Below are 23,317 nucleotides of genomic sequence, written 5' to 3' on the forward strand. Positions count from 1 at the left end.
GGCAGCTACTGCTCCGAGCCGTAAAGCGGCACGGTGGAGATCGCGAGCTTGGCAGACCCGTCGGCCAGCTCGCGCGCATGCACCAGATAGATCAGCGTCTGGTTTTCCTCGTCGAAGATCCGCTTCACCCGCAGGCTCTTCAGGATGATCGAGCGCGAGGCGCGGAACACGTCCTCGCCTTCCTGGCTGCGGTCGATATCGCCGATCTCGATGGGGCCGGTCTGGCGGCAGGCGATGGAGGCGTTGGACGGATCCTCGAACCAGTTGCCCTTGCTCAGCCGGTCAATGAGTCCCCGGTCGAAATAGGCCACATGGCAGGTCACGCCCTTCACCTCCGGATCGGCGATGGCCTCGATGACGATATCGTTGCCGGTCCAGTCGACACCGACCTCGCCGACCTGCTCGGCGCTGGCGAAGAGAGGGCTCAGGCAGAGCAGGGCGGCGAGGCGGAAAGGTTTCATCGGGCGATTCCTTGCGTAGATCAGAAGACGACGCGACCATGATCGCCCAGATTGGGCATGTCACCCGTCATGTTCGCCTTGGCGATCTCGCGCAGGAAGCTGATGCCGCCGTCGCCTTTCCAGACTTCGGCCTCATGCGGGGTGAATTTCACCAGCTGCACCGCGTCGTCCTCGCGCCCGTCCTTGAACCAGGCGGCAGAGGCAGAGTTCCACAGCTCGCCGAGCTTTTCGGAATCGCGCTCCTCGGTCAGCTTGCCGAAAACATTGGCGTATAGATGCGCTTTCGAATCGGCGATGTGGAACGATGCCTCGCCTCCGCTCTTGGCGGCGCGGTCGGCAGCTGTCCCTTTGGAGGCGATGAACCAGATCGTCGCATCTTCCTTGTCGGCATAGGGCGCCATCGGCACCGGGCGCTCGCCATCTGCGGCCAGAAGCCCGGCGCGCACATCCTTCAGTTGGCTCCAGAAATCGGATTTCAGATCCTTGGGCATAATGTCCTCCTGTTCGTTGCTTTGTCAGCTCCTCAACGCGTCCCGCCCCGTGGCTGTTCCTTTCGCTTGACGCGCGGCGGCTCGGGCGCTTAGATATGAACAAGCGTTCAATAATCGTCGGAGGAGGGCGGACATGTTCAACGCGGTCATGACATACGACCTGGGAGAGGATGTGAACGCGCTGCGCGAAATGGTGCATCGCTGGGCGCAGGAGCGTGTGAAGCCGATGGCGGCGGAGGTCGACAGCTCCAACGCCTTTCCCAACGATCTGTGGCGCGAGATGGGCGAGCTGGGCCTGCTGGGCATCACGGTGCCCGAGGAATATGGCGGCGCCGGCATGGGCTATCTCGCCCATGCCATCGCGGTGGAGGAGATCGCCCGCGCCTCGGCCAGCGTGTCGCTGAGCTATGGCGCGCATTCCAACCTCTGCGTCAATCAGATCAAGCTCAACGGCACCGATGAACAGCGGCGGAAATACCTGCCCGGGCTGATCTCGGGCGAGCATGTGGGCGCGCTGGCAATGTCGGAGCCGGGCGCCGGCTCGGATGTGGTGAGCATGAAGCTGCGGGCGGAGAAGAAAAACGACCGCTACGTGCTCAACGGCAACAAATACTGGATCACCAACGGCCCCGATGCCGATACGCTGGTGGTTTATGCCAAGACCGACCCGGAGGCTGGCAGCAAGGGCATCACCGCTTTCCTCATCGAAAAGACCATGACCGGTTTCTCGACCAGCCCGCATTTCGACAAGCTCGGCATGCGCGGCTCGAACACCGCCGAGCTGATCTTTGACGATGTGGAGGTGCCCTTCGAGAACGTGCTGGGCGAAGAGGGCAAGGGCGTGCGGGTGCTGATGTCCGGGCTCGATTACGAGCGCGTCGTGCTGGCGGGGATCGGCACCGGCATCATGGCCGCCTGTCTCGACGAGGTCATGCCCTATATGGCCGAGCGCAAGCAGTTCGGCCAGCCCATCGGGAACTTCCAGCTCATGCAGGGCAAGATCGCCGATATGTATACGGCGATGAACTCGGCGCGGGCCTATGTCTACGAGGTGGCCAAGGCCTGCGACCGGGGCGATGTGACCCGCCAGGACGCGGCGGCCTGCTGTCTCTACGCCTCGGAACAGGCGATGGTGCAGGCGCATCAGGCGGTGCAGGCGATGGGCGGCGCGGGCTTCCTTGCCGATGCGCCGGTGGCGCGGCTCTTCCGCGATGCCAAGTTGATGGAGATCGGCGCGGGCACGTCGGAGATCCGGCGCATGCTCGTGGGCCGCGAACTGATGTCGGCGATGAGCTGAGCCATGCGGGAGGAGAGAAGCCAGTACCTCGCCGGACAGGCGGGACCGGTCAGAGGGGGCGAGAGGCGGGCCGTTGAAGCCCGCCCCGCGCGAGACTGGTCAGAACTTCCAGATATAGGACATGCCGATCACCCAGGGATCGACCTCAACCGTGCCGATATCCGAGCCGTTCAGGTCCACATCCAGGTCGATGTCGATATAGCGCGCGTCGAGCCGCAGCGATGCCTTGTCGCTGATCGCGTAATCCACGCCGATATGCCCGGCGAGGCCCCAAGAATCCTTGATGTCGAGCCCGGAGATCTTCTGGTCGTCGAGATCGAGGATCGTGGTGTAGTTCACGCCGAGGCCGAAGAACGGGGTCCATGCGGTATTTGTCGGCAGGTGGTAGTTCACCGAGACGGTGGGCGGCAGGTGCTTGACCTTCACCACGTCGGAGCCGTTCAGCTCGACCTGATGGGTGAAGGGGGTGGCGGCCAGCACTTCGACGCCCCAGTTGTCGGCGAAGAAATATTCGAAGGTCAGCGAAAGCTGGGTGTCGTCATCGACATCGGTGTCGAGCGCGCCATTCGCCAGGCTGCCATTGTCATCGCTCGGGTTCACCCAGGCGAGGCCGACACCGACGGTCATGTCGCCCTTGGACTGCGCCAGCGCGCCGGTGGCCGTGAGGGCCAGCACAGCCATGGCGGAGAGGAGTGTGGTCTTGTACATTGTCGTCCCTTTCCAGATCGCACGCAGCGCCATTTCCGCAAAATCGCCCGCAGAAACGTTGATCTGAATCAAGCTTTGAATTCTGTGGGTTACGCTGTTGCCGGAATGTCATATCCGGTGTCGGGGATGCATGTTTCCGGACGGAGGGCTGTCGCATGAAGCTGCCGATGGAGGAGACGCGGCGGCGCCGGATGCTGGCGGACGGGCAGAGCTATGAGGCGCTCTGCGAGGGATTTCGCTGGCCGCGTCCGGAGCGGGTTAACATGGCCGCGCAGGTCTGCGACAGCTGGGCGGCGCTGGCGCCCGACCGGCCGGCGATCCTCGATCTGCGCGGCGGGGCGCTGCGTGTGGTGAGCTATGGCGCCTTGCAGGCGCTGTCGCGGCGGGTCGAGGCCTGGCTGCGGGCGCAGGGCGTGGCACGCGGCGACCGGGTGGGCGTGCTGCTGTCGCAAAGCCCGCTCTGCGCCGCGTCCCATATCGCCGCCTGGCGCATGGGCGCGATTTCGGTGCCGCTCTTCAAGCTCTTCAAGCACGACGCGCTGGACTCGCGGCTGGGCAATAGCGGCGCGCGGGTGGTGGTGAGCGACGAGGAGGGCGCGGAGATGCTGGCGCCGTTCGGGCTGGCGACCGTGACCGAAGAGGCGCTGCCCGAGCCGGGTGTCTGGGACGCGGTGGAGACCGGCCCCGAGGACCCGGCGGTGCTGATCTATACCAGCGGCACCACCGGCAAGCCCAAGGGCGCGCTGCACGGGCATGGCGTGCTGCTGGGGCATCTGCCCGGGGTGGAGATGAGCCACGATCTTCTGGGACAGGAGGGCGATGTGCTCTGGACCCCGGCGGACTGGGCCTGGATCGGCGGGCTCTTCGATGTGCTGATGCCGGGGCTCTATCTCGGCGTGCCGGTGGTGGCGGCGCGGATGCCGCGTTTCGACATCGCGCAATGCCTGAGGATCTGCGCGGAAGCCTCTGTACGCAATGTATTCTTTCCGCCAACCGCTCTGCGCATGCTGAAGGCGGAGGACGCGCGGATCCCGGGGCTGCGCTCGGTCGGTTCCGGCGGCGAGCCGCTCGGCGCCGAGATGTTGGCCTGGGGGCGCGAGGCCTTTGGGGTGGAGATCAACGAATTTTACGGCCAGACCGAATGCAATATGGTCGCCAGCGCCTGTGGCGCGCTGTTTCCCGTCCGTCCCGGCTGTATCGGCAAGCCGGCGCCGGGCTTCCGCATCGGGATCGTCGACGAGGCAGGTCACGAGACGCAGGGAGAGGGAGATGTCGCGGTACATCGCGGCGCGGGCTCCATGATGCTGGAATATTGGAACAATCCGCAGGCGACGGCGGAGAAGTTCCGCGGCGACTGGCTGGTGACCGGCGACCGTGGCATCTGGGAGGACGGCTATCTGCGCTTTGTCGGGCGCGAGGACGACGTGATCACCTCTGCCGGCTACCGCATCGGCCCGGCTGAGATCGAGGATTGCCTGCTCACCCATCCCGCCGTTGCCACGGTGGGCGTGGTCGGCAAGCCCGACCGGCTGCGCACCGAGATCGTCAAGGCCTATGTGGTGGTGAAGCCGGGGCAGAGCCCGAGCGCCGAAGAGCTTCAGGCATGGGTCAAGGAACGGCTCGCAACCTATTCCTATCCAAGAGAAATAGATTTCCTTGAGGCGCTGCCGATGACGGTCACCGGCAAGGTTATCCGCAAGGAACTGAAGGCCCGTGCGGCCAAGGAGAGCACATGAAACTGCAATCGCAAGCGATCCCCACATCCGAGGCGTTTCAGGCCAATCGCACGGCGCATCTTGAGGCGCTGGAGGTGGTGCGCGAGGCGGCGGAACTTGCGGCGGCGGGCGGCGGCGAGAAGGCCCGCGAGCGGCATCTCGGCCGGGGCAAGATGCTGCCGCGCGAGCGGGTGGCCAATCTGCTCGATCCCGGCTCGCCCTTTCTCGAGGTGGGCGCCACGGCGGCGCACGGGCTTTATGACGGCGCGGCACCGGCGGCGGGCATGATCGCGGGCATCGGGCGCGTTCAGGGCCGCGATGTCATGGTGGTGTGCAACGACGCCACGGTGAAGGGCGGCACCTATTACCCGATGTCGGTCAAGAAACACCTGCGCGCGCAGGAGATCGCCGAGGAGAACCGGCTGCCCTGCGTCTATCTGGTCGATAGCGGCGGCGCGAACCTGCCCAATCAGGACGAGGTTTTCCCCGACCGCGACCATTTCGGGCGGATCTTCTACAATCAGGCGCGGATGAGCGCCAAGGGTATCGCGCAGATCGCCGTGGTGATGGGGTCGTGCACGGCGGGCGGCGCCTATGTGCCGGCGATGTCGGATGTGACGATCATTGTGAAGGAGCAGGGCACGATCTTTCTTGCCGGCCCGCCGCTGGTCAAGGCGGCCACCGGCGAGGTGGTCACGGCGGAGGATCTCGGCGGCGGCGACGTGCATACGCGGCTTTCGGGCGTGGCGGATTATCTGGCCGAGGACGACGCCCATGCGCTGGCATTGGCAAGACGCGCGGTGGGCTCGCTGAAGGGCGCGGACGGGGCCGGCCCGGGCGGGCTGCCGGGGGGCGAAGCACCGGCCTACGATCCCGACGAGATCCTCGGCGTGGTACCGGGCGATCTGCGCACGCCCTATGACATTCGCGAGGTGATCGCGCGGGTGGTGGACGGCTCTTATTTCGACGAGTTCAAGCCGCGTTACGGCGAGACGCTGGTGACGGGCTTTGCGCAGATCGAGGGCTGTCCGGTGGGCATCGTCGCCAATAATGGCGTGTTGTTTTCCGAGGCGGCGCAGAAGGGGGCGCATTTCGTCGAGCTCTGTTCGCAGCGCAAGGTGCCGCAGGTGTTCTTGCAGAATATCACCGGCTTCATGGTCGGGCGGAAATACGAGAACGACGGGATCGCGCGACACGGCGCCAAGATGGTGACGGCGGTGGCCACGACCTCGGTGCCCAAGATCACCATGCTGGTGGGCGGCTCCTTTGGGGCGGGCAATTACGGCATGGCGGGACGGGCCTATCAGCCGCGATTCCTCTGGACCTGGCCGAACAGCCGGATCTCGGTGATGGGCGGCGAGCAGGCGGCAGGTGTGCTGGCGACGGTGAAGCGCGACGCCATCGAGCGCGGCGGCGGGAGCTGGTCGCAGGAGGAGGAGGCGGAGTTCAAGCGCCCGACGGTGGAGATGTTCGAGCGCCAGTCGCATCCGCTTTATGCCAGCGCGCGGCTCTGGGACGACGGGATCGTCGATCCGCGCAAGACGCGCGAGGTGCTGGCGCTGTCGCTTTCGGCGGCCTTGAACGCGCCCATCGAGGAGACACGCTTTGGCGTGTTCCGCATGTGACAGGCGCTGGTCTGGCTTTAAGCGGGCGCGCCCCCGCCGGCGGAGCTCCCGCCCGCCCACCCCGCCCCGCCGCCGGGGGCGCGGGGTCATGACGATGACGCTGCAAGACGCGCGTCTGCGCTGGCCGGGATGCGAGAGCTACCGGCCCGGTGACAGCGCGGCGCTCAACGCCGAGATCCTCGGGCTGATGCGCACGGGTGTGAAACGGGCGAGTTGCGAGGCCTGGGAGGTCTTCGAAGACGGTGCCGAGGCGCTGCCGGTCGCGGGGCGCGTGGACATCGCGCTTGACTGGCAGGGGCGCCCGGCGCTGGCCACGCGCACGCTCGAGGTGCTGCGTCTGCCCTTCGAGGAGGTGACCGAGGGCATGGCGCTCGAGCAGGGTGAGTTCCGCGACCTGGCGCATTGGCGCGCGGGGTATCGCGCCTACCTAGAGCGCGCGGGACGCTACAGGCCCGGCTTCGAGATGATGCTGGAGCGGTTTGAGCTGGTGGAGGACCTGGGCACATGAGCGGAAATGGCAGAGCGCAGGACGGGAATGGAAGCCTCTGGGAGGGAAGCGATGTTTGACACGGTGCTGATAGCCAATAGGGGCGAGATCGCCTGCCGGGTGATGGAGACGGCGCGGGCCATGGGGCTGCGCTGCGTCGCGGTCTATTCCGAGGCGGATGCCGGGGCGAAACATGTGGCCATGGCCGATGAGGCGGTCTGCATCGGCGGGGCGGCGCCGGCGGAGAGCTATCTGCGCGGCGAGGCCATCATCGCGGCGGCGCTGGAGACCGGGGCGGGGGCGATCCATCCGGGCTATGGGTTCCTGTCGGAAAACCCCGATTTCGTCGAGGCGGTGGAGGCGGCGGGGCTGGTCTTTGTCGGCCCGTCGGCAAAGGCGATCCGGGCGATGGGCCTCAAGGACGCGGCCAAGCGGCTGATGGCGGAGGCCGGCGTGCCGGTGGTGCCGGGCTATCACGGCGAGGAGCAGGATCCGCAATTCCTCGCGGGCGAGGCGGAGGCCATCGGCTACCCGGTGCTGATCAAGGCGGTTGCGGGCGGCGGTGGCAAGGGCATGCGGCTGGTCGAGCGCGCCGCGGAGTTTGCCGAGGCGCTGAAGAGCGCGCAGGCGGAGGCGCGCGGCGCCTTCGGCAACGAGGCGGTGCTGATCGAGAAATTCGTCACCAAGCCGCGCCATATCGAGGTGCAGGTCTTTGGCGATGGCGAAAAGGCGGTGCATCTTTTCGAGCGGGATTGCTCCTTGCAGCGCCGGCATCAGAAGGTGATCGAGGAGGCGCCGGCGCCGGGTATGACGGCTGAGATGCGTCAGGCCATGGGCGCGGCGGCGGTGCGCGCCGCCGAGGCCATCGGCTACAAGGGCGCGGGCACGGTGGAGTTCATCGTCGACGGCGCGCGCGGGCTGCGCCCGGACGGGTTCTGGTTCATGGAGATGAACACGCGGCTTCAGGTCGAGCATCCGGTGACCGAGGCGATCACCGGCGTCGATCTGGTGGCATGGCAGCTCCGCGTGGCGGCGGGAGAGCCGCTGCCGATGGCGCAGGAGGAGCTGGGTATCGACGGCCACGCCTTCGAGGCGCGGCTTTATGCCGAGGACGTGCCGGCGGGGTTCTTGCCGGCCACCGGGCGGCTGGCGCATCTGGGCTTTCCGGCGGATGTGCGGGCCGATAGCGGGGTGCGTTCGGGCGATGTGATCTCGCCGCATTACGACCCGATGATCGCCAAGCTCATTGTGCACGGGGCCACGCGGGAGATCGCGCTGCGCAAGCTGGCACGTGGGCTGGCGGAGACGCAGGTGGCGGGCACGGTGACCAATCTCGCCTTTCTCGGCGCGCTGGCGCGGCATGCGGGCTTTGCCGCCGGCGAGGTGGATACCGGGCTGATCGGGCGCGATCTGGAGGTGCTGACGGCGGCGCCCGGGCCGTCGCCGCAAATTGTGGCGCAGGCGGTGCAGGCGGCGGCGGGGCTCTGGGAGGCGGCCGCGCCGCAGAGCGGATTTGCGCTCTGGGCGCCGCTGGCGCGCCATGTGCTGCTGCGTCAGGGCGAGGAGGAGCTGCTCTGCGTGCTGCGTGTTGCGGGGCGTGACCGGGCGGAGATCTCGCTCGGAGAGGTCACCGTGCGCGCCGAGCGCGTCGATGGCGGCTGGCGGCTCGACGGGCGGCCGGCACCGGCGCTGTTTCACGAGGGCGCGGAGATCACTGTCTTTGCCGAGGGCGGGCAGGTCTTTGTGGCGGTCGACCCGCTGGAACGCGCGGCGGCGCTCGGCGCCGGCGGCAACCTGATCGAGGCGCCGATGCCGGGCCGGGTGGTCTCGGTGCTCGCAGAGCCCGGGCAGGTGGTGCAGGCGGGCGACCGGCTGGCGGTGCTCGAGGCGATGAAGATGGAGCACACGCTGACGGCGGCGCGCGACGGCGTCGTGGCCGAGGTGCTGGTGGCCGATGGCGCGCAGGTCGAGGCGGGCGCGGCGCTCATCCGGCTGGAGGAGGAAGAGGAGGCGGCGGCGTGATCCGGCTGCACCATGTGCCCGAGAGCCGCTCGATGCGGGTGCTCTGGCTGCTCTATGAGCTGGAGGTGCGGTTCGAGCTCGTGCTGCATCCCTTTGACAAGTCGCTGCGGGCGCAGGAGTATCTGACGCTGTCGCCGGCCGGCCGGGTGCCGGCGCTGGAGATCGAGGGCGAGTGCATGTTCGAGAGCCTCGCGATGATGGAATATCTCTGCGAGCGCTTTCCGGATGCGGGCCTGGGCCGCGCGCCGGGCAGCCCCGACCGCATGGCCTGGCTGAGCTGGCTGCATTTCTCCGAGACGATCTCTCAGCATGCGGCGGCGCTGACCCAGCAGCATCTGATGCTGCGCGAGGATCATATGCGCTCGCCCATTGTCATGCGACTGGAGGCGAAGCGTGTGGAGAAATGTTACGCGGCGCTGGAGGCGCGGCTGTCGGCGCCGCCGGAGACCCGCGATCACATGCTGACCTCAGGGTTTTCGGCGGTGGATATCGCGCTGGGTCAGGCGGTCTATATGGCGAAGCATTTCGCGGCGCTGGACGGATTTCCCGCGCTTGGCGCCTGGTATCGGCGGGTGAGCGGGCGGGCGGCGTTTGCGCGCTGTCTGCCGGAGGCGGGCGAGGGGCTCTATGATCGCGATTTCTACCCGGCCTGGGCGGAGTGATCCGGCGGGGCACGCGATGCGCGCGCAGTTTGTCTCGCCGCGCGCCTGCGGCGGCGGCTCGGGCGGGCGCCCGTGGCGGTGGCATGCCCGGGGCCTGGGCGGTTTGCCTCTGGCGCGGGTCTGCGGGAGTATTTTCAGAAAGATGAAAGGCGGGGTCTGAGAGATGAGCGGATATGTCGAGATCTTCGAGGTGGGCCCGCGCGACGGCTTGCAGAACGAGGAGCGCCGGATCGACGCGGCGGAGAAGATCGCGCTGGTGGATTGTCTGAGCCGGGCGGGGTTCCGGCGCATCGAATGCGCCAGCTTCGTCAGCGCGCGCTGGGTGCCGCAGATGGCCGACTCGGACAAGGTGCTGGCGGGGATCGCGCGGGCGCCGGGCGTGTCCTATGCGGCGCTGACGCCCAATATGAAGGGGTTCGAGGCGGCGATGGCTGCCGGCGCGGACGAGGTGGCGATCTTTGGCGCGGCCTCGGAGAGTTTCAGCCGCGCCAATATCAATGCCTCTATCGAAGAGAGCCTGGAGCGGTTCCGCCCGGTGGCCGAGGCGGCGACGGCGCGCGGGGTGAAGCTGCGGGGCTATATCTCCTGCGTGGTGGAATGCCCCTATGAGGGCGCGGTGGCGCCGGAGGCGGTGGCGCGGGTGGCGGCGGCACTGCGCGATATGGGGTGCTATGAGATTTCGCTTGGCGACACGATCGGGCGCGGCGTGCCCGAGGCGGTGGATGCGATGCTGGGCGCGGTGCTGGAGGAGATCGAGCCGGCGCGGCTGGCGGGGCATTACCACGACACCGGCAAGCGGGCGTTGGAGAATATCGAGGTCTCGCTGGCACGCGGGCTGCGGGTCTTCGATGCCGCCGTGGGCGGCCTGGGCGGCTGCCCCTATGCGCCGGGCGCCGAGGGCAATGTGGCGACCGAGGCGGTGGCGGCGCGGCTGGCGGAGCTTGGCTATGAGACCGGGCTCGACATGGGCGTGCTGGAAAAAGCGGCGGCGATGGCACGGGCGCTGCGCGGGTGAGGCGAGAAGTGGAGGCTGGATGATGGATCTGATCACGGTGACGCGCGACGCGCGCGGGGTGGCGACGCTGTCGCTGGCGCGGGCGGAGAAGCACAACGCGCTCTCGGCGCAGATGATGGGCGAGCTGGAGGCGGCGGCGCGGGCGCTGGCGGAGGACGACTCGGTGCGGGTGGTGGTGCTGGCCGCCGAGGGGCCGACCTTTTGCGCCGGCGCCGATCTGGGCTGGATGCGCGAGCAGTTCGGCATGGATGGCGAGACCCGCAAGGCCGAGTCGCGCCGCATCGCCACGGCGCTCGAGGCGCTGGTGGCGCTGCCGCAGCCGCTGATCGGGCGGGTGCAGGGCAATGCCTTTGGCGGCGGCGTCGGGCTGGTGGCGGTCTGCGATGTGAGCATCGGGGCGCAGGGGCTCAAGATGGCGTTCACCGAGACGCGGCTGGGGCTGATTCCGGCCAATATCGGGCCCTATGTGGTGGCGCGCATGGGCGCGGTGCGGGCGCGCGAGGTATTCATGAACGCGCGGGTCTTTGACGCCGAGGAGGCGGTGCGGCTGAACCTGCTGACCCGCGCAGCGCCGGCAGAAGAGCTGGATGCGGCGGTTGAGGCGGAGGTGGCGCCGTACCTCGCCTGCGCGCCCTTTGCAGTGCGCGACGCCAAGGCGCTGCTCAATGCGCTGGCCGGCGGCGTGACGCCGCAGCAGGTGGATTTCGCCATCGACGGGCTCGCCGCGAGATGGGAGACCGAGGAGGCGCAGGCGGGAATCGCCGCCTTCTTCGACAAGCGAAAGGCGCCCTGGGCGTGACGACTCAGATCGCACATCTTTATGCAACGCTTTGCCTGGCGGGGATCTTTTTCCAGATCGCGCTGATTTCGGGCGCGCCGCTGGGTGCGGTGGCGCCGGGCGGGCAGGCGCCGGGCGGACTTTCGGCGCAGGCGCGGCTGATGGCTGTGCTTTATATACCTTTGCTGGGATTCATGGCGCTGGCGGTGGTTTCGGCGGCGGGGTTTCCCGGGCTGGTCTGGCCGCGCTGGACCGGCTGGGCGGCGCTGGCGGCGCAGGCGCTGATCGCTGTGCTGCATTTTCTGTCGCGCGCACCGGCCGAGCGGCGCTTCTGGGGACCGCTCGCGGCGGTTATGAGTGCCATGGCGCTGGTGGCGATGACCGTGTGAGCGGTGCAAGCGCCGGATTTGTATGCAAAAGTCGACGGGAAAATTGCCGCAGGATCGGGGCTTTGCCAGAGGATCCCCCTTATCCTGTTAATAAATCAGCAATTTAACCTTTCGGGAATATGTGCCGAGCTTGTTGACCCCGCCACGTCACGGGGATAAGTCACGTCTTAGCAAGGCAACATCGCCATGGTCTCCGCGCCGGACGGACGGCGCGCCTCGCAAAGGAGCCAGCACGTGGAAGAGATGCTGCGGGAATACCTCCCGATTCTCATTTTTCTTGCCGTAGCCATCGCGCTCGGTGCCATTCTCATCCTCGCCGCCGTCGTGCTCGCCGTGCGTCACCCAGACCCCGAAAAGGTTTCGGCTTATGAATGCGGGTTCAACGCGTTCGACGACGCGCGGATGAAATTCGACGTCCGGTTCTACCTCGTGTCGATCCTCTTCATCATCTTCGATCTCGAGATCGCCTTCCTGTTCCCCTGGGCCACCGCCTTCAAGGATGTGAGCATGGTGGGGTTCTGGTCGATGATGGTGTTCCTGGCGGTGCTGACCATCGGCTTCGCCTATGAATGGAAGAAAGGGGCGCTGGAATGGGAGTGATGACCGGGGCGAACACCGCCGGGCCCGACCGCGAGGTCGCCACCCAGGCGCTGAACCGCGAATTGTCGGACAAGGGCTTTCTGCTCACATCCGTCGATGACGTGATCAACTGGGCCCGCACCGGCTCGCTGCACTGGATGACCTTCGGCCTTGCGTGCTGCGCGGTCGAGATGATGCAGAGCTCGATGCCGCGCTACGATCTCGAACGCTTCGGCACCGCGCCGCGCGCCAGCCCGCGCCAGTCGGATCTGATGATCGTCGCCGGCACGCTGACCAACAAGATGGCGCCGGCGCTGCGCAAGGTCTACGATCAGATGCCCGAGCCGCGCTACGTGATTTCCATGGGCTCCTGCGCCAATGGCGGTGGCTATTACCACTACAGCTACAGCGTCGTGCGCGGCTGCGACCGCATCGTGCCGGTCGACGTCTATGTGCCCGGCTGCCCGCCGACGGCAGAGGCGCTGATGTACGGGCTGATGGCGCTTCAGAAAAAGATCCGGCGCACCGGAACGATCGTGCGCTGAGGGAGGGCGAGCAATGACGCAGGCACTGAGCGAACTTGGGGCGCATCTCGAACAGAAACGCCCCGATTGCGTGCTGGGCTGGGATGTGGCCTTTGGCGAACTGACCGTCGATGTGGCGCCCGCCAATATCGCGGGCTTTGTCGAGTTCCTGAAGACCGATCCCTCCTGCCGCTTCTCCTCGCTGGTGGACATCACCGCGGTGGATTACCCCGCGCGGCCGAAGCGCTTCGACGTGGTCTATCACTTCCTGAGCATGTATCAGAACCACCGCATCCGCCTGCGCGTCGCGGCGCGCGAGGAGGAGGTCGTGCCCTCGATCACCGCTGTGCATCCGAGCGCCAACTGGTTCGAGCGCGAGGTGTTCGACATGTTCGGCATCGTGTTCTCCGGCCATCCGGATCTGCGCCGCATCCTCACCGATTACGGCTTCCGCGGCCATCCGCTGCGCAAGGACTTCCCGACCACGGGCTATGTCGAGGTGCGCTATGACGAGGAACTCAAGCGCGTGGTCTACGAACCGGTGAGCCTGGTGCAGGAATACCGCCAGTTCGATTTCATGTCGCCCTGGGAAGGTGCGCAATACGTGCTGCCCGGCGACGAAAAGGCGGAGGCGAAGTGATGCGCGCCGCTTCGAGGTCTTGCGAGATTTTTCGGACGAAAAATCTCGCCCGCACCAAGAATTTTCGTTCGAAAATTCTTGGCGCCCCCGCGATGAAAGAGGTGTGAGGATGATGGACGGTTCCAAGTTCGACGACGGCAGCACCGACGCGCTGTCCGGCGAACAGCAAATCCGCAACTTCAACATCAACTTCGGCCCGCAGCACCCGGCGGCCCACGGCGTGCTGCGTCTGGTGCTGGAACTCGACGGCGAGATCGTCGAGCGCTGCGACCCGCATATCGGGCTGCTGCATCGCGGCACCGAGAAGCTGATGGAGAGCCGCACCTATCTGCAGAACCTGCCCTATTTCGACCGGCTCGATTATGTCGGCACGATGAACCAGGAACATGCCTGGTGTCTGGCGATCGAAAAGCTCACCGGCACCGAGGTGCCGCGCCGCGCCTCGCTGATCCGCGTGCTCTACTGCGAGATCGGGCGCATTCTGAACCACCTGCTGAACGTGACCACGCAGGCGATGGACGTGGGCGCGCTGACGCCGCCGCTCTGGGGCTTCGAAGAGCGCGAAAAGCTGATGATCTTCTACGAGCGCGCCTGCGGGGCCCGGCTCCACGCCGCCTATTTCCGCCCCGGCGGCGTGCATCAGGATCTCACGCCCGAGCTGCTCGACGATATCGACGCCTGGTGCGAGAGCTTCCCGAAGGTGCTCGACGATATCGACGGGTTGCTGACCGAGAACCGGATCTTCAAGCAGCGCAACGCCGATATCGGCATCGTCACCGAAGAGGACATTCAGGAACACGGCTATTCCGGCGTCATGGTGCGTGGCTCCGGCTTCGCCTGGGATCTGCGCCGCGCGCAGCCCTATGAGTGCTACGACGAGTTCGAGTTCCAGATCCCGGTCGGCAAGAACGGCGACTGCTACGACCGCTATCTCTGCCGCATGGCCGAGATGCGCGAGTCGACCAGGATCATGAAACAGGCCATCGAAAAGCTGCGCCTGCCGGAGAACAAGGGCGACGTGATGTCCCGGGGCAAGCTGACCCCGCCGAAGCGGTCGGAGATGAAGACCTCGATGGAGGCGCTGATCCACCACTTCAAGCTCTATACCGAGGGCTTCCACGTGCCCGCGGGCGAGGTCTATGCCTGCGTCGAGGCGCCCAAGGGCGAGTTCGGCGTCTATCTGGTGGCGGACGGGTCGAACAAGCCGTATCGCGCCAAGCTGCGCGCGCCGGGCTATCTGCACCTGCAATCCATGGATCACGTCTGCAAGGGGCACCAGCTGGCCGATGTGGCGGCGATCCTCGGCTCGCTCGACATCGTGTTCGGCGAGGTCGACCGCTGAGCGTCTGAACGACAGGCCTTGGGTTCGCGTGTGTGCATCCCGGGCCATCCCGGCCCGCGCGGCCGCAAGAAAAGGAAAGAGGGGTTTGGGGACCGTGATGCTGAAGAAAAGCCTGGCGCTGCTGCCGCTCTTCGCCACCGCCGGCTGTCTGGCGCTGCCACCGCAGGGCACCGATGCCGAGGATATTGCCGCCTTCGACGAGGCGGTCGCCTCGGTCGGGTGCAGCCTCGAACGTGAATCCGATTACCTGCCGGTCGAGCTTCAGACCGGGCTGCCCCGCGAGCAGATCCAGCAGATCGCCCAGTACCGCATCGCCGGCCGTCAGGGTGTGCAGACCGAGGCCGGCGGCTTTCGCTTGACCTCGGGCGCCTGCGCGCCGGTCGAAGAGCCGGCCGCCGAGGTGGCCGAGGCGGGCTGAGCCCGGTGCCCGGCACCGCCATAACCGTTCCGGGCCGCAAGGCCCCCGCGCAAGCCGCGGATCCGACAACCTACGAGAGGCCATCCGACTGATGCTTCGCCGCCTTCATCCCGAACAGCCCGAGAGCTTTGCCTTCACCCAAGCCAACCTGGCCTGGGCCGAGGGGCAGATCAGCAAATATCCCGAAGGCCGTCAGGCCAGCGCGGTCATCCCGCTGCTGTGGCGCGCCCAGGAACAGGAGGGCTGGCTGACCCAGAAGGCGATCGAGACCGTCGCCGACATGCTGGGTATGGCCTATATCCGGGTGCTGGAGGTCGCGACCTTCTACTTCATGTTCCAGCTCCAGCCGGTGGGCTCGGTGGCACATGTGCAGATCTGCGGCACCACCACCTGCATGATCTGCGGCGCCGAGGATCTGATGGCGGTCTGCAAGGAAAAGATCGCGCCGAAGGCGCATATGGTTTCCGACGACGGCAAGTTCTCCTGGGAAGAGGTGGAATGCCTCGGCTCCTGCGCCAACGCGCCGATGGCGCAGATCGGCAAGGATTACTACGAGGATCTGACCGCCGAACGTCTGGCCGAGCTCCTCGACGAGCTTGCCGCCGGCAAGGTGCCGGTGCCGGGCCCGCAGAACGGCCGCTACGCCTCCGAGCCCAAGGGCGGGCCGGTGGTGCTGACCGCCCATGCGGAGGGCCGCGCGCCCTATAACGCCTCGGTTACGCTGGCGACGGATATCGGCGACACGGTGAAGCGCATCGACGGCACCGAGGTGCCGCTGCGCACCCCCTGGCGCGACCGTTCCAATGAAAGCGGCGATGCCGCGCCGACGCCGCACGCGCCCAAGCTTTCCGGTGGCGCGCCCGCCGACGAGACCGGCATCGACAAGCGCGAGGCGCCGGTGACCAGCGCTGGCAAGCCGGCGGCGCCGGTCGAGGGCGAGGAGGCTGTCGGCACCCGTCCCGAGGCGCTGGATGGCCCGCGCGGGGGCGGGGCGGACAATCTCAAGCTGATCAAGGGCGTCGGGCCGAAGCTCGAAGAGCTCTGCAACAGCCTCGGTTTCTACCATTTCGACCAGATCGCCAATTGGTCCGCCGACGAGGTCGCCTGGGTCGACGCCAACCTCACCGGCTTCAAGGGCCGCGTGACGCGCGACGACTGGGTGGCCCAGGCCAAGGTTCTGGCCGAGGGCGGTGAGACGGAATTCGCATCCCGTGTTAAAAAGGGCGATGTATACGATGACGACTGACACGCTCATAAGGAACTGGTGACGAGGGAGACGGGGAATGATGGATACGGCCATTGACGGCGGCTGCCAGAAGAAATGCTGGGGCGCAGCCGCAGTAATCGGGCTTCTGGTGCTGATCTTCGCGCTGGCGGGACACCGGGGGATCGTCGCGGCGATCCTGCTCGGGGTGCTTGCGGCGGTGCTGCTGGGGCTGTTGTTCGTCTGGCTGTTCTGCGCGCCCGTGCCGAAACCGGGCACCCGCCCGGTACCCGCGCCGCTGAAACCGGCGCCTGCGCCGGCCCCCGTCGCGCCGGCTCCTGTGACCACCTCTGCGCCTGCGGCACCGGCGCCCGAACCGGAACCGGCCGAGAAGGCCGCGCCCGCGGCCGAGGAGGCGCCTGCCGCGGTCCAGCCCAGCAAACCGCTGGCCGGCGAGGAAGAGCTGGCAAGCCGCAAGGGCAGCTGGACATACGAGGGCGAGGCCGAGGCGCCCGCCGCTGAAGAAGACGCCGGCGAAACCCGGCCCGAGGCACTGACCGCCGCCCGCGAGGGCGGGCCGGACAACCTCAAGGAAATCAAGGGCGTCGGGCCGAAGCTCGAGTCGCTGCTGCACGAGCTGGGGATCTTCCATTTCGACCAGATCGCCGGCTGGAGCGCCGCCGAGGTGGCCTGGATGGATTCCAACCTCAAGGGCTTCCGGGGCCGGGTGTCGCGCGACGACTGGATCGGTCAGGCAAAGATCCTTGCGGCGGGTGGCGATACCGAGTTCTCGCAGCGCGTCGACAAGGGCGAGGTCTACTGAGGACCGAAGGGACAGACGGGCTCCGGGCCGCCGCAAGGCCCGCGAGCAGGACGAAACAGGGCAGACGGGCAGGGGCCCGGGCGGCGGATCTGGCAGGCAGCGCCTGCATCCCGGGTTCGCGCCGGGCCGATGCCTTTGGAGGCCGAGGGAATGACAGACCAGGACAGCCACACCCGGCAGGGGCGCATCATCGCGCTGGTGATTGCCGGCACCGGGCTGGCCTGGATCGCGGCGACGGCAGCGGGCGAATGGCTCGGCTGGAGTCACCGCACACGGGCTTTCTTCGACCTGGCCGCACTGGCCGGGTTCGGGACGGCGATTTGGATGATCTACGGGCTCTGGCGTGCCCGCCAGAAGGACAAGGACTGATGCGATGCTGAAGGACGAGGACCGCATTTTCACCAATCTCTACGGCATGCATGATCGCACGCTGGCAGGGGCAAAGGCGCGCGGCCACTGGGACGGAACCGCCGGGATCCTCGCGAAGGGCCGCGACTGGATCGTCGACGAGATGAAGGCCTCCGGCCTGCGCGGGCGCGGCGGTGCCGGCTTCCCGACGGGCCTGAAATGGTCCTTCATGCCCAAGGAGAGCGACGGTCGCCCCGCCTATCTGGTGATCAACGCCGACGAATCTGAACCCGCGACCTGCAAGGACCGCGAGATCATGCGCCACGATCCGCACACACTGATCGAAGGCGCGCTGATCGCCAGCTTCGCCATGGGGGCGCATACCTCCTATATCTACATTCGCGGCGAATATATCCGCGAGAAAGAGGCGCTTCAGGCGGCCATCGACGAGGCCTACGATGCCGGCATGATCGGCAAGAACGCCTGCGGGTCTGGCTGGGATTTCGACCTCTACCTGCATCACGGCGCCGGCGCCTATATCTGCGGCGAGGAAACCTCGCTGCTGGAAAGCCTCGAAGGCAAGAAGGGCATGCCCCGGATGAAGCCGCCCTTCCCGGCGGGCGCGGGTCTCTACGGCTGCCCGACCACGGTGAACAATGTCGAATCCATCGCGGTGGTGCCGACGATCCTGCGCCGCGGCGCCACCTGGTTCTCGGGCTTCGGGCGCAAGAACAATGCCGGCACCAAGCTCATGGGGCTCACCGGCCACGTCAACACGCCCTGCGTCTTCGAGGAAGAGATGTCGCTCTCGGTGCGCGAGATCATCGAAAAGCACGGCGGCGGCATTCGCGGCGGCTGGGACAATCTCAAGGCGATCATCCCCGGCGGTGCCTCCTGCCCGGTGCTGCCGCGCGACGCGCTCGAGGATGCGATCTTCGATTTCGACTGGATGCGCGAGAACAAGTCGAGCTTCGGCACCGGCTGCATGATCGTCATGGACAATTCGGTCGATGTGGTGAAAGCCGTCTGGCGCCTGTCGAAATTCTTCAAGCACGAGAGCTGCGGCCAGTGCACGCCCTGCCGCGAGGGCACCGGCTGGATGATGCGCGTCATGGACCGTCTGGTCACCGGCGAGGCGGAGGTCGAGGAGATCGACATGCTGCTCGACGTGACCAAGCAGGTCGAGGGTCACACGATCTGCGCGCTCGGCGACGCGGCGGCCTGGCCGATCCAGGGCCTGATCCGGCATTTCCGCGAGGAGATCGAGGACCGCATCAAGGCCAAGAAGACCGGTCGCATGGGCGCGATGGCGGCGGAGTGAACCGATGCAGCCTGACGGGCATCATCTGGCGGAATTCAACCTCGGGGTTCTCAAATACGATTGGGACGACCCCCGGGTGAAGGATTTTGTCGACGGGATCGGTCGCGTGAATGCCATAGCGCAGCGCAGCGCCGGTTTCGTCTGGATGATGGATGGTGACGAGATGGAATCCGAGCAGCTTGCGCCCGAGGGCGTGCTTGGCGGCAATCCGCGCCTTGCCTCCACGCTGTCGGTCTGGGAAGACGCGGCGCATCTGGAGCATTTCGTCTGGAACACGGTTCACAAGCAGTTCTACGACCGCAAGGCCGAATGGTACGACGCGGTGGATGCGGTGCGACTGGTGATGTGGTGGGTGCCCGAGGGGCACCGCCCGACGACAACCGAGGCGATGGAGCGCTTCCGTCACCTTGAAGCGCATGGCGACAGCGAATTCGCATTCGGCTGGGCGCATCTGAAAGAGGCGGAGCTTTGGAAGACCAAGCAATGCGGAGAGGCGGCATGAGCGGCACGATGAATCTGGCCGAGCTGAACGTGGGCCGCCTGCTGGCGCCGACCGACGATCCGCGCGTGGCCGATTTCATGAATGCGCTCGACCGGATCAACGGCATGGGCAAGCGCATGCCGGGCTTTGTCTGGATGATGGAGGGCTCGGGCGAGCCGGGCACCGGCAATACCGAGAACAATATCGGCGACGATCCGCAATTCGTCGCAAACCTCACCGTCTGGGAAGACGTGGAAAGCCTCGAAACCTTCGTCTGGAAGACCGTGCACCGGCAGTTCTACGACCGCCGGGAGGACTGGTTCGAGATCCTCGGCAAGCAGCATTTCGTCATGTGGTGGGTGCCCGCCGGGCATGAACCCTCGCTCGACGAGGCGCTGGCGCGGCTCGAACATCTGCGCGAGAACGGCCCCTCCGAGCATGCCTTTGGCTGGGCCGAGCTGCCGCAGGCCACCGCCTGGCGCGACAAGGGCTGCCGCGAGGTGGCGGCATGAGTCTGCGCCTGCTCTCGATCCCCGCGCTTCTGGCGCTGCTGGCGGCCTGTCAGGGCCCGTCCGGCGCGGCGCTGCCGTCTGCAAACGCGCCGGCGCGCAGTGCCTCGCTGGCCGAGCGATGGGAACACCGGGTGGTGACCATCAGTGTGGCCGAGCGCATCGCCGATCAGTGCTATGCCGAGGGCATCTCGCTGGCGCCGTCGCCCTGGAGCGGGGCGGTGACCCGCGCCACCGAGGAGCTGGTGGCCGAGGGCGCCGACCGCGCCGCGCTGGACGCGGTCTATGCCAACCATGATTTCAACACCTCCGCGGCGAGCGCCGGGGCCTATCTTGCGGCGCGCGGCGCGCTGCCGGATGTGCCCGAAAGCCTCTGCGCGGTGGGTGAGGCCGAGATTGCACAGGGCTCCGAAGTGGGCCGGGTGCTCCAGAAACTGTGACGGAAGCGATGACCAACGTGACGAACCGGAGCAAGATCAACAGGGTGCTGCTGCTGGGCTGCGCGACGCTGATGCTGTCGCTGGCGGCCTGCGGGAAATATTCCAAGGCCAACCGTTTCGAATATGGCGGTGTGGTGTTTCCGGGAAGCGCCAAGGCGGTGCGGGGCGACCGCAACAGCTTTGTCGCCACTGCCGGTCCGGCGAGCGCCTCGCTCGACGGCGCCATCGCGGCGGCGCGCTATCAGGGCGTGAAATACTGCATCAACTACCTCGGCACCTCGGATATCGACTGGCAGGTGGGCCCCGACACACCGCCGGAGCAGCTGGCGATCGAGGGCGACAAGGTGACTTTCCGGGGGAGCTGCACCGAGTGAGACGCGCAGGTGTCATATCGCGCATCGGGCGCGCCGGTCCTTGCAGGGCCGGCGGTGGCGCCCCCATCTCGGTAAGCGAAGGGGGCCGTGCCAGCGCGCGCCCCGCAATCGCTATCCGGAGCTTTGACATGCGCAAGACGATGACACCGCTTTTCCTCGCTGCCCTCATGGGGCTTTCCGCGATGCCGGCTGACGCCACGGCCAAACCGCCGCTCGGCGACGTGCGCGAGATCCATGACGGGCTGCTCGCCGTGGGCATCGCCGACGAGATCCGCAAGCAATGCGGCAGCATCGGCGCGCGGATGATCACCGCCTACAGCTATCTCGGCAGGCTGAAATCGCACGCCGCCGCGCTGGGTTACAGCGACGAGGAAATCGAGGACTACGTGACCTCGAAATCCGAGAAGAAGAAATACCGTGCCGAGGGCGAGGCCTGGCTGAAGGCCCGCGGCGTGACACTGGGCGTCGAGGCGGGCTATTGCCGCGTCGGGCGCGAGGAAATCGAGAGGGGCTCATCGGTCGGTGCGCTCCTGAGGGCGTGGTGATGACGGGCGGGGCGGATATCGCGGCCCGCGCCGACATGCCTTGCCCGGGACGGCCCCTGTGCCGTGCCGAGAGAAATTCTGTCTGGGAAGATGCCAATGAGTGACCTGCGCAAGATCATCATCGACGGGAACGAGCTAGAGGTCGACGGGGCGATGACCCTGATTCAGGCCTGCGAACAGGCCGGGATCGAAGTGCCGCGTTTCTGCTATCACGAGCGGCTCAGCATCGCGGGCAACTGCCGGATGTGCCTTGTCGAAGTCGTCGGCGGCCCGCCGAAACCCGCCGCCTCCTGCGCCATGCAGGTGCGCGACCTGCGCCCTGGCCCGGAAGGCCAGCCGCCGGTGGTCAAGACCAACTCGCCGATGGTCAAGAAGGCCCGCGAGGGGGTGATGGAGTTCCTGCTCATCAACCACCCGCTCGACTGCCCGATCTGCGACCAGGGCGGCGAATGCGACCTCCAGGATCAGGCCATGGCCTATGGGGTGGATTTCTCGCGCTTCCGCGAGGCCAAGCGCGCGGTGGACGATCTCGATCTCGGGCCGCTGGTCGAAACCCACATGACCCGCTGCATCTCCTGCACCCGCTGCGTGCGCTTCACCACCGAGGTGGCGGGCATCACCCAGATGGGCCAGACCGGGCGCGGCGAGGATGCGGAGATCACCTCCTATCTGAACCAGACGCTCGACTCGAACATGCAGGGCAATATCATCGACCTCTGCCCGGTCGGCGCGCTGGTCTCCAAGCCCTATGCCTTCACCGCCCGCCCGTGGGAGCTGACCAAGACCGAGAGCATCGACGTGATGGATGCGCTCGGCTCCAATATCCGGGTCGATACCAAGGGCCGCGAAGTGATGCGCTTTCTGCCGCGCAACCATGACGGCGTGAACGAGGAGTGGATCTCCGACAAGACGCGCTTTGTCTGGGACGGGCTGCGCCGCCAGCGGCTCGACAAGCCCTATGTGCGCGAGAACGGCAAGCTGCGCCCGGCCACCTGGCCCGAGGCGCTGACCAAGGCCGCCGAGGCGCTGAAGGGCGCCAAGAAACCCGCGGGCCTCGTGGGCGATCTCGCCCCGGTCGAGGCGGCGTTCTCGCTCAAGACGATGATCGAGGGGCTGGGCGGCAATGTGGAATGCCGCACCGATGGCGCGCGGCTGCCCGCCGGCAACCGCTCGGGCTATGTCGGCAATGCCTCCATCGAGGATATCGACGGCGCCAAGTTCATCCAGCTCATCGGCACCAATCCGAGCGATGAGGCGCCGGTGCTGAACGCGCGCATCCGCAAGGCCTATCTCGCCGGTGCGCAGATCGGTCTGGTGGGCGAGGCGGTGGACCTCACCTATGATTACGCCCATGTCGGCACCGACCGCGCCGCGCTCCAGGGCCTGCTCGACAAGGACTATGGCGATGTGCGCGATGCGCCGTCGGTGGTGATCGTCGGGCAGGGCGCCTTGCAGGAGGCCGACGGTGCCGCCGTGCTCGCCGCCGCGATGAAGCTGGCCGAGGATACGCAGTCGAAATTCATGGTGCTGCACACCGCCGCCGGCCGTGTCGGCGCGATGGATGTGGGGGCTGTGACCGAGGGCGGCATGGATGCCGCCATGGACGGCGCGGATGTGATCTGGAATCTCGGCGCCGACGAGGTCGAGATCGCCGATGGCCCCTTCGTGATTTATCAGGGCAGCCATGGCGACCGCGGCGCACACCGTGCCGACGTGATCCTGCCGGGCGCCGCCTATACGGAAGAAAACGGCCTCTTCGTGAACACCGAGGGCCGTCCGCAGCTTGCGCTTCGTGCGAGCTTTGCGCCGGGCGAGGCCAAGGAGAACTGGGCGATCCTGCGCGCGGTCTCTGCCGAGCTGGGCGCGACGCTGCCCTGGGACAGTCTGCCGCAACTGCGTCAGGCGCTTGTGGCCGCCGTGCCGCATCTGGTCGAGATCGACACCGTGCCGGGCAACACCTGGTCGGCGGTCGCCCCGGGCAAGCTGGGCGACGCGAGCTTCCGCTACGCGGTGCGCGACTTCTACCTGAGCAACCCGATCGCGCGCGCCTCGGTGCTGATGGCGGAGCTGTCGGCCAATGCCAAGGCGCGCAAAGAGCGGCCGATGGCTGCGGAGTAAG

The 23,317-nt window shown here is 66.9% G+C and carries 27 protein-coding genes; 24 read left to right on the forward strand and 3 right to left on the reverse strand.

Translation table 11 applies throughout. The features are described 5' to 3' along the window. Positions 1-5: 5 nt before the first annotated feature. Both I6N89_RS12220 and I6N89_RS12225 read right to left on the reverse strand, forming a co-directional pair. Complete coding sequence (locus I6N89_RS12220; protein ID WP_207018729.1) at positions 6-461, reverse strand: CreA family protein; 456 nt, start codon at positions 459-461, stop codon at positions 6-8. A 20-nt stretch (positions 462-481) separates the two neighbouring features. Then, positions 482-952, reverse strand: coding sequence for a pyridoxamine 5'-phosphate oxidase family protein (locus I6N89_RS12225; RefSeq protein ID WP_207018730.1), 471 nt, complete (start codon positions 950-952; stop codon positions 482-484). Between the two features lie 133 nt (positions 953-1,085). Here I6N89_RS12225 and I6N89_RS12230 point away from each other — a divergent pair, with 133 nt between their 5' ends. Further along, positions 1,086-2,249, forward strand: a complete 1,164-nt coding sequence (locus I6N89_RS12230) for an isovaleryl-CoA dehydrogenase (RefSeq protein WP_207018731.1) — start codon at positions 1,086-1,088, stop codon at positions 2,247-2,249. A 99-nt stretch (positions 2,250-2,348) separates the two neighbouring features. On the opposite strand, the gene I6N89_RS12235 is transcribed toward I6N89_RS12230, so the two are convergent. Beyond that, positions 2,349-2,957 carry an OmpW/AlkL family protein gene (locus I6N89_RS12235; RefSeq protein ID WP_207018732.1) on the reverse strand — a complete coding sequence of 203 codons (609 nt, stop codon included), beginning with the start codon at positions 2,955-2,957 and terminating at the stop codon, positions 2,349-2,351. Between the two features lie 155 nt (positions 2,958-3,112). Between I6N89_RS12235 and I6N89_RS12240 the strand changes: the two genes are divergently transcribed. The 23 genes from I6N89_RS12240 (at position 3,113) to nuoG (ending at position 23,316) form a co-directional block, all read left to right on the forward strand. Beyond that, on the forward strand, positions 3,113-4,693 hold the full coding sequence (locus I6N89_RS12240; RefSeq protein WP_207018733.1) for an AMP-binding protein: 1,581 nt from the start codon (positions 3,113-3,115) through the stop codon (positions 4,691-4,693). Beyond that, positions 4,690-6,297, forward strand: coding sequence for a carboxyl transferase domain-containing protein (locus I6N89_RS12245; protein WP_207018734.1), 1,608 nt, complete (start codon positions 4,690-4,692; stop codon positions 6,295-6,297). The genes I6N89_RS12240 and I6N89_RS12245 overlap by 4 nt, the downstream gene beginning before the upstream one ends. An 88-nt stretch (positions 6,298-6,385) precedes the next feature. Beyond that, the gene (locus I6N89_RS12250; RefSeq protein WP_207018735.1) at positions 6,386-6,805 is read left to right on the forward strand and encodes an ASCH domain-containing protein; all 420 of its coding nucleotides are present in this window, start codon (positions 6,386-6,388) and stop codon (positions 6,803-6,805) included. A gap of 51 nt (positions 6,806-6,856) precedes the next feature. Continuing rightward, on the forward strand, positions 6,857-8,806 hold the full coding sequence (locus tag I6N89_RS12255) for an acetyl/propionyl/methylcrotonyl-CoA carboxylase subunit alpha (RefSeq protein ID WP_207018736.1): 1,950 nt from the start codon (positions 6,857-6,859) through the stop codon (positions 8,804-8,806). Further along, positions 8,803-9,468, forward strand: coding sequence for a glutathione S-transferase family protein (locus I6N89_RS12260; protein ID WP_207018737.1), 666 nt, complete (start codon positions 8,803-8,805; stop codon positions 9,466-9,468). The genes I6N89_RS12255 and I6N89_RS12260 overlap by 4 nt, the downstream gene beginning before the upstream one ends. A gap of 163 nt (positions 9,469-9,631) precedes the next feature. Then, a complete protein-coding gene (locus tag I6N89_RS12265) occupies positions 9,632-10,483 on the forward strand; it encodes a hydroxymethylglutaryl-CoA lyase (protein ID WP_207018738.1) in 852 nt (283 codons plus the stop codon). A gap of 22 nt (positions 10,484-10,505) precedes the next feature. Continuing rightward, a complete protein-coding gene (locus I6N89_RS12270; protein ID WP_419247622.1) occupies positions 10,506-11,282 on the forward strand; it encodes a crotonase/enoyl-CoA hydratase family protein in 777 nt (258 codons plus the stop codon). Further along, positions 11,279-11,650 (forward strand): hypothetical protein, encoded by a 372-nt coding sequence (locus tag I6N89_RS12275; protein WP_207018740.1) that lies wholly within the window; start codon positions 11,279-11,281, stop codon positions 11,648-11,650. The genes I6N89_RS12270 and I6N89_RS12275 overlap by 4 nt, the downstream gene beginning before the upstream one ends. Before the next feature lie 234 nt (positions 11,651-11,884). Beyond that, complete coding sequence (locus I6N89_RS12280) at positions 11,885-12,250, forward strand: NADH-quinone oxidoreductase subunit A (protein WP_076705101.1); 366 nt, start codon at positions 11,885-11,887, stop codon at positions 12,248-12,250. Beyond that, positions 12,241-12,774 carry a NuoB/complex I 20 kDa subunit family protein gene (locus I6N89_RS12285; protein WP_198039762.1) on the forward strand — a complete coding sequence of 178 codons (534 nt, stop codon included), beginning with the start codon at positions 12,241-12,243 and terminating at the stop codon, positions 12,772-12,774. Before I6N89_RS12280 ends, I6N89_RS12285 begins: the two co-directional genes overlap by 10 nt. Before the next feature lie 13 nt (positions 12,775-12,787). Then, complete coding sequence (locus I6N89_RS12290) at positions 12,788-13,393, forward strand: NADH-quinone oxidoreductase subunit C (protein WP_076705097.1); 606 nt, start codon at positions 12,788-12,790, stop codon at positions 13,391-13,393. Positions 13,394-13,505: 112 nt separating this feature from the next. Then, positions 13,506-14,735: an NADH-quinone oxidoreductase subunit D gene (locus I6N89_RS12295; protein ID WP_207018763.1), complete on the forward strand. Its 1,230-nt coding sequence runs from the start codon at positions 13,506-13,508 to the stop codon at positions 14,733-14,735. A 97-nt stretch (positions 14,736-14,832) separates the two neighbouring features. Beyond that, on the forward strand, positions 14,833-15,153 hold the full coding sequence (locus I6N89_RS12300) for a hypothetical protein (protein WP_207018741.1): 321 nt from the start codon (positions 14,833-14,835) through the stop codon (positions 15,151-15,153). A gap of 91 nt (positions 15,154-15,244) precedes the next feature. Then, positions 15,245-16,399 carry an NADH-quinone oxidoreductase subunit E gene (locus tag I6N89_RS12305; protein WP_207018742.1) on the forward strand — a complete coding sequence of 385 codons (1,155 nt, stop codon included), beginning with the start codon at positions 15,245-15,247 and terminating at the stop codon, positions 16,397-16,399. Positions 16,400-16,436: 37 nt separating this feature from the next. Further along, a complete protein-coding gene (locus tag I6N89_RS12310) occupies positions 16,437-17,180 on the forward strand; it encodes an endonuclease (protein ID WP_207018743.1) in 744 nt (247 codons plus the stop codon). A 150-nt stretch (positions 17,181-17,330) separates the two neighbouring features. Beyond that, positions 17,331-17,549 (forward strand): DUF5337 domain-containing protein, encoded by a 219-nt coding sequence (locus I6N89_RS12315; RefSeq protein ID WP_076705089.1) that lies wholly within the window; start codon positions 17,331-17,333, stop codon positions 17,547-17,549. A 4-nt stretch (positions 17,550-17,553) separates the two neighbouring features. After that, a complete protein-coding gene (nuoF, locus tag I6N89_RS12320) occupies positions 17,554-18,849 on the forward strand; it encodes an NADH-quinone oxidoreductase subunit NuoF (protein ID WP_076705087.1) in 1,296 nt (431 codons plus the stop codon). Positions 18,850-18,853: 4 nt separating this feature from the next. Next, entirely contained in the window at positions 18,854-19,351 is a 498-nt protein-coding gene (locus I6N89_RS12325) for a DUF3291 domain-containing protein (protein WP_207018744.1), read from the forward strand. Continuing rightward, a complete protein-coding gene (locus I6N89_RS12330) occupies positions 19,348-19,842 on the forward strand; it encodes a DUF3291 domain-containing protein (protein WP_236016576.1) in 495 nt (164 codons plus the stop codon). The genes I6N89_RS12325 and I6N89_RS12330 overlap by 4 nt, the downstream gene beginning before the upstream one ends. After that, a complete protein-coding gene (locus I6N89_RS12335) occupies positions 19,839-20,279 on the forward strand; it encodes a DUF5333 family protein (RefSeq protein WP_207018745.1) in 441 nt (146 codons plus the stop codon). The genes I6N89_RS12330 and I6N89_RS12335 overlap by 4 nt, the downstream gene beginning before the upstream one ends. A gap of 8 nt (positions 20,280-20,287) precedes the next feature. Further along, positions 20,288-20,653 (forward strand): hypothetical protein, encoded by a 366-nt coding sequence (locus I6N89_RS12340; RefSeq protein ID WP_207018746.1) that lies wholly within the window; start codon positions 20,288-20,290, stop codon positions 20,651-20,653. Positions 20,654-20,781: 128 nt separating this feature from the next. After that, positions 20,782-21,198, forward strand: a complete 417-nt coding sequence (locus I6N89_RS12345; RefSeq protein WP_207018747.1) for a DUF5333 domain-containing protein — start codon at positions 20,782-20,784, stop codon at positions 21,196-21,198. Between the two features lie 96 nt (positions 21,199-21,294). Continuing rightward, positions 21,295-23,316, forward strand: coding sequence for an NADH-quinone oxidoreductase subunit NuoG (nuoG, locus tag I6N89_RS12350; RefSeq protein ID WP_207018748.1), 2,022 nt, complete (start codon positions 21,295-21,297; stop codon positions 23,314-23,316). Position 23,317 lies beyond the last annotated feature (1 nt).

Origin of the sequence: Salipiger abyssi (assembly GCF_017311415.1) — a bacterium.
In the GTDB taxonomy this organism is placed as follows: domain Bacteria; phylum Pseudomonadota; class Alphaproteobacteria; order Rhodobacterales; family Rhodobacteraceae; genus Salipiger; species Salipiger abyssi_A.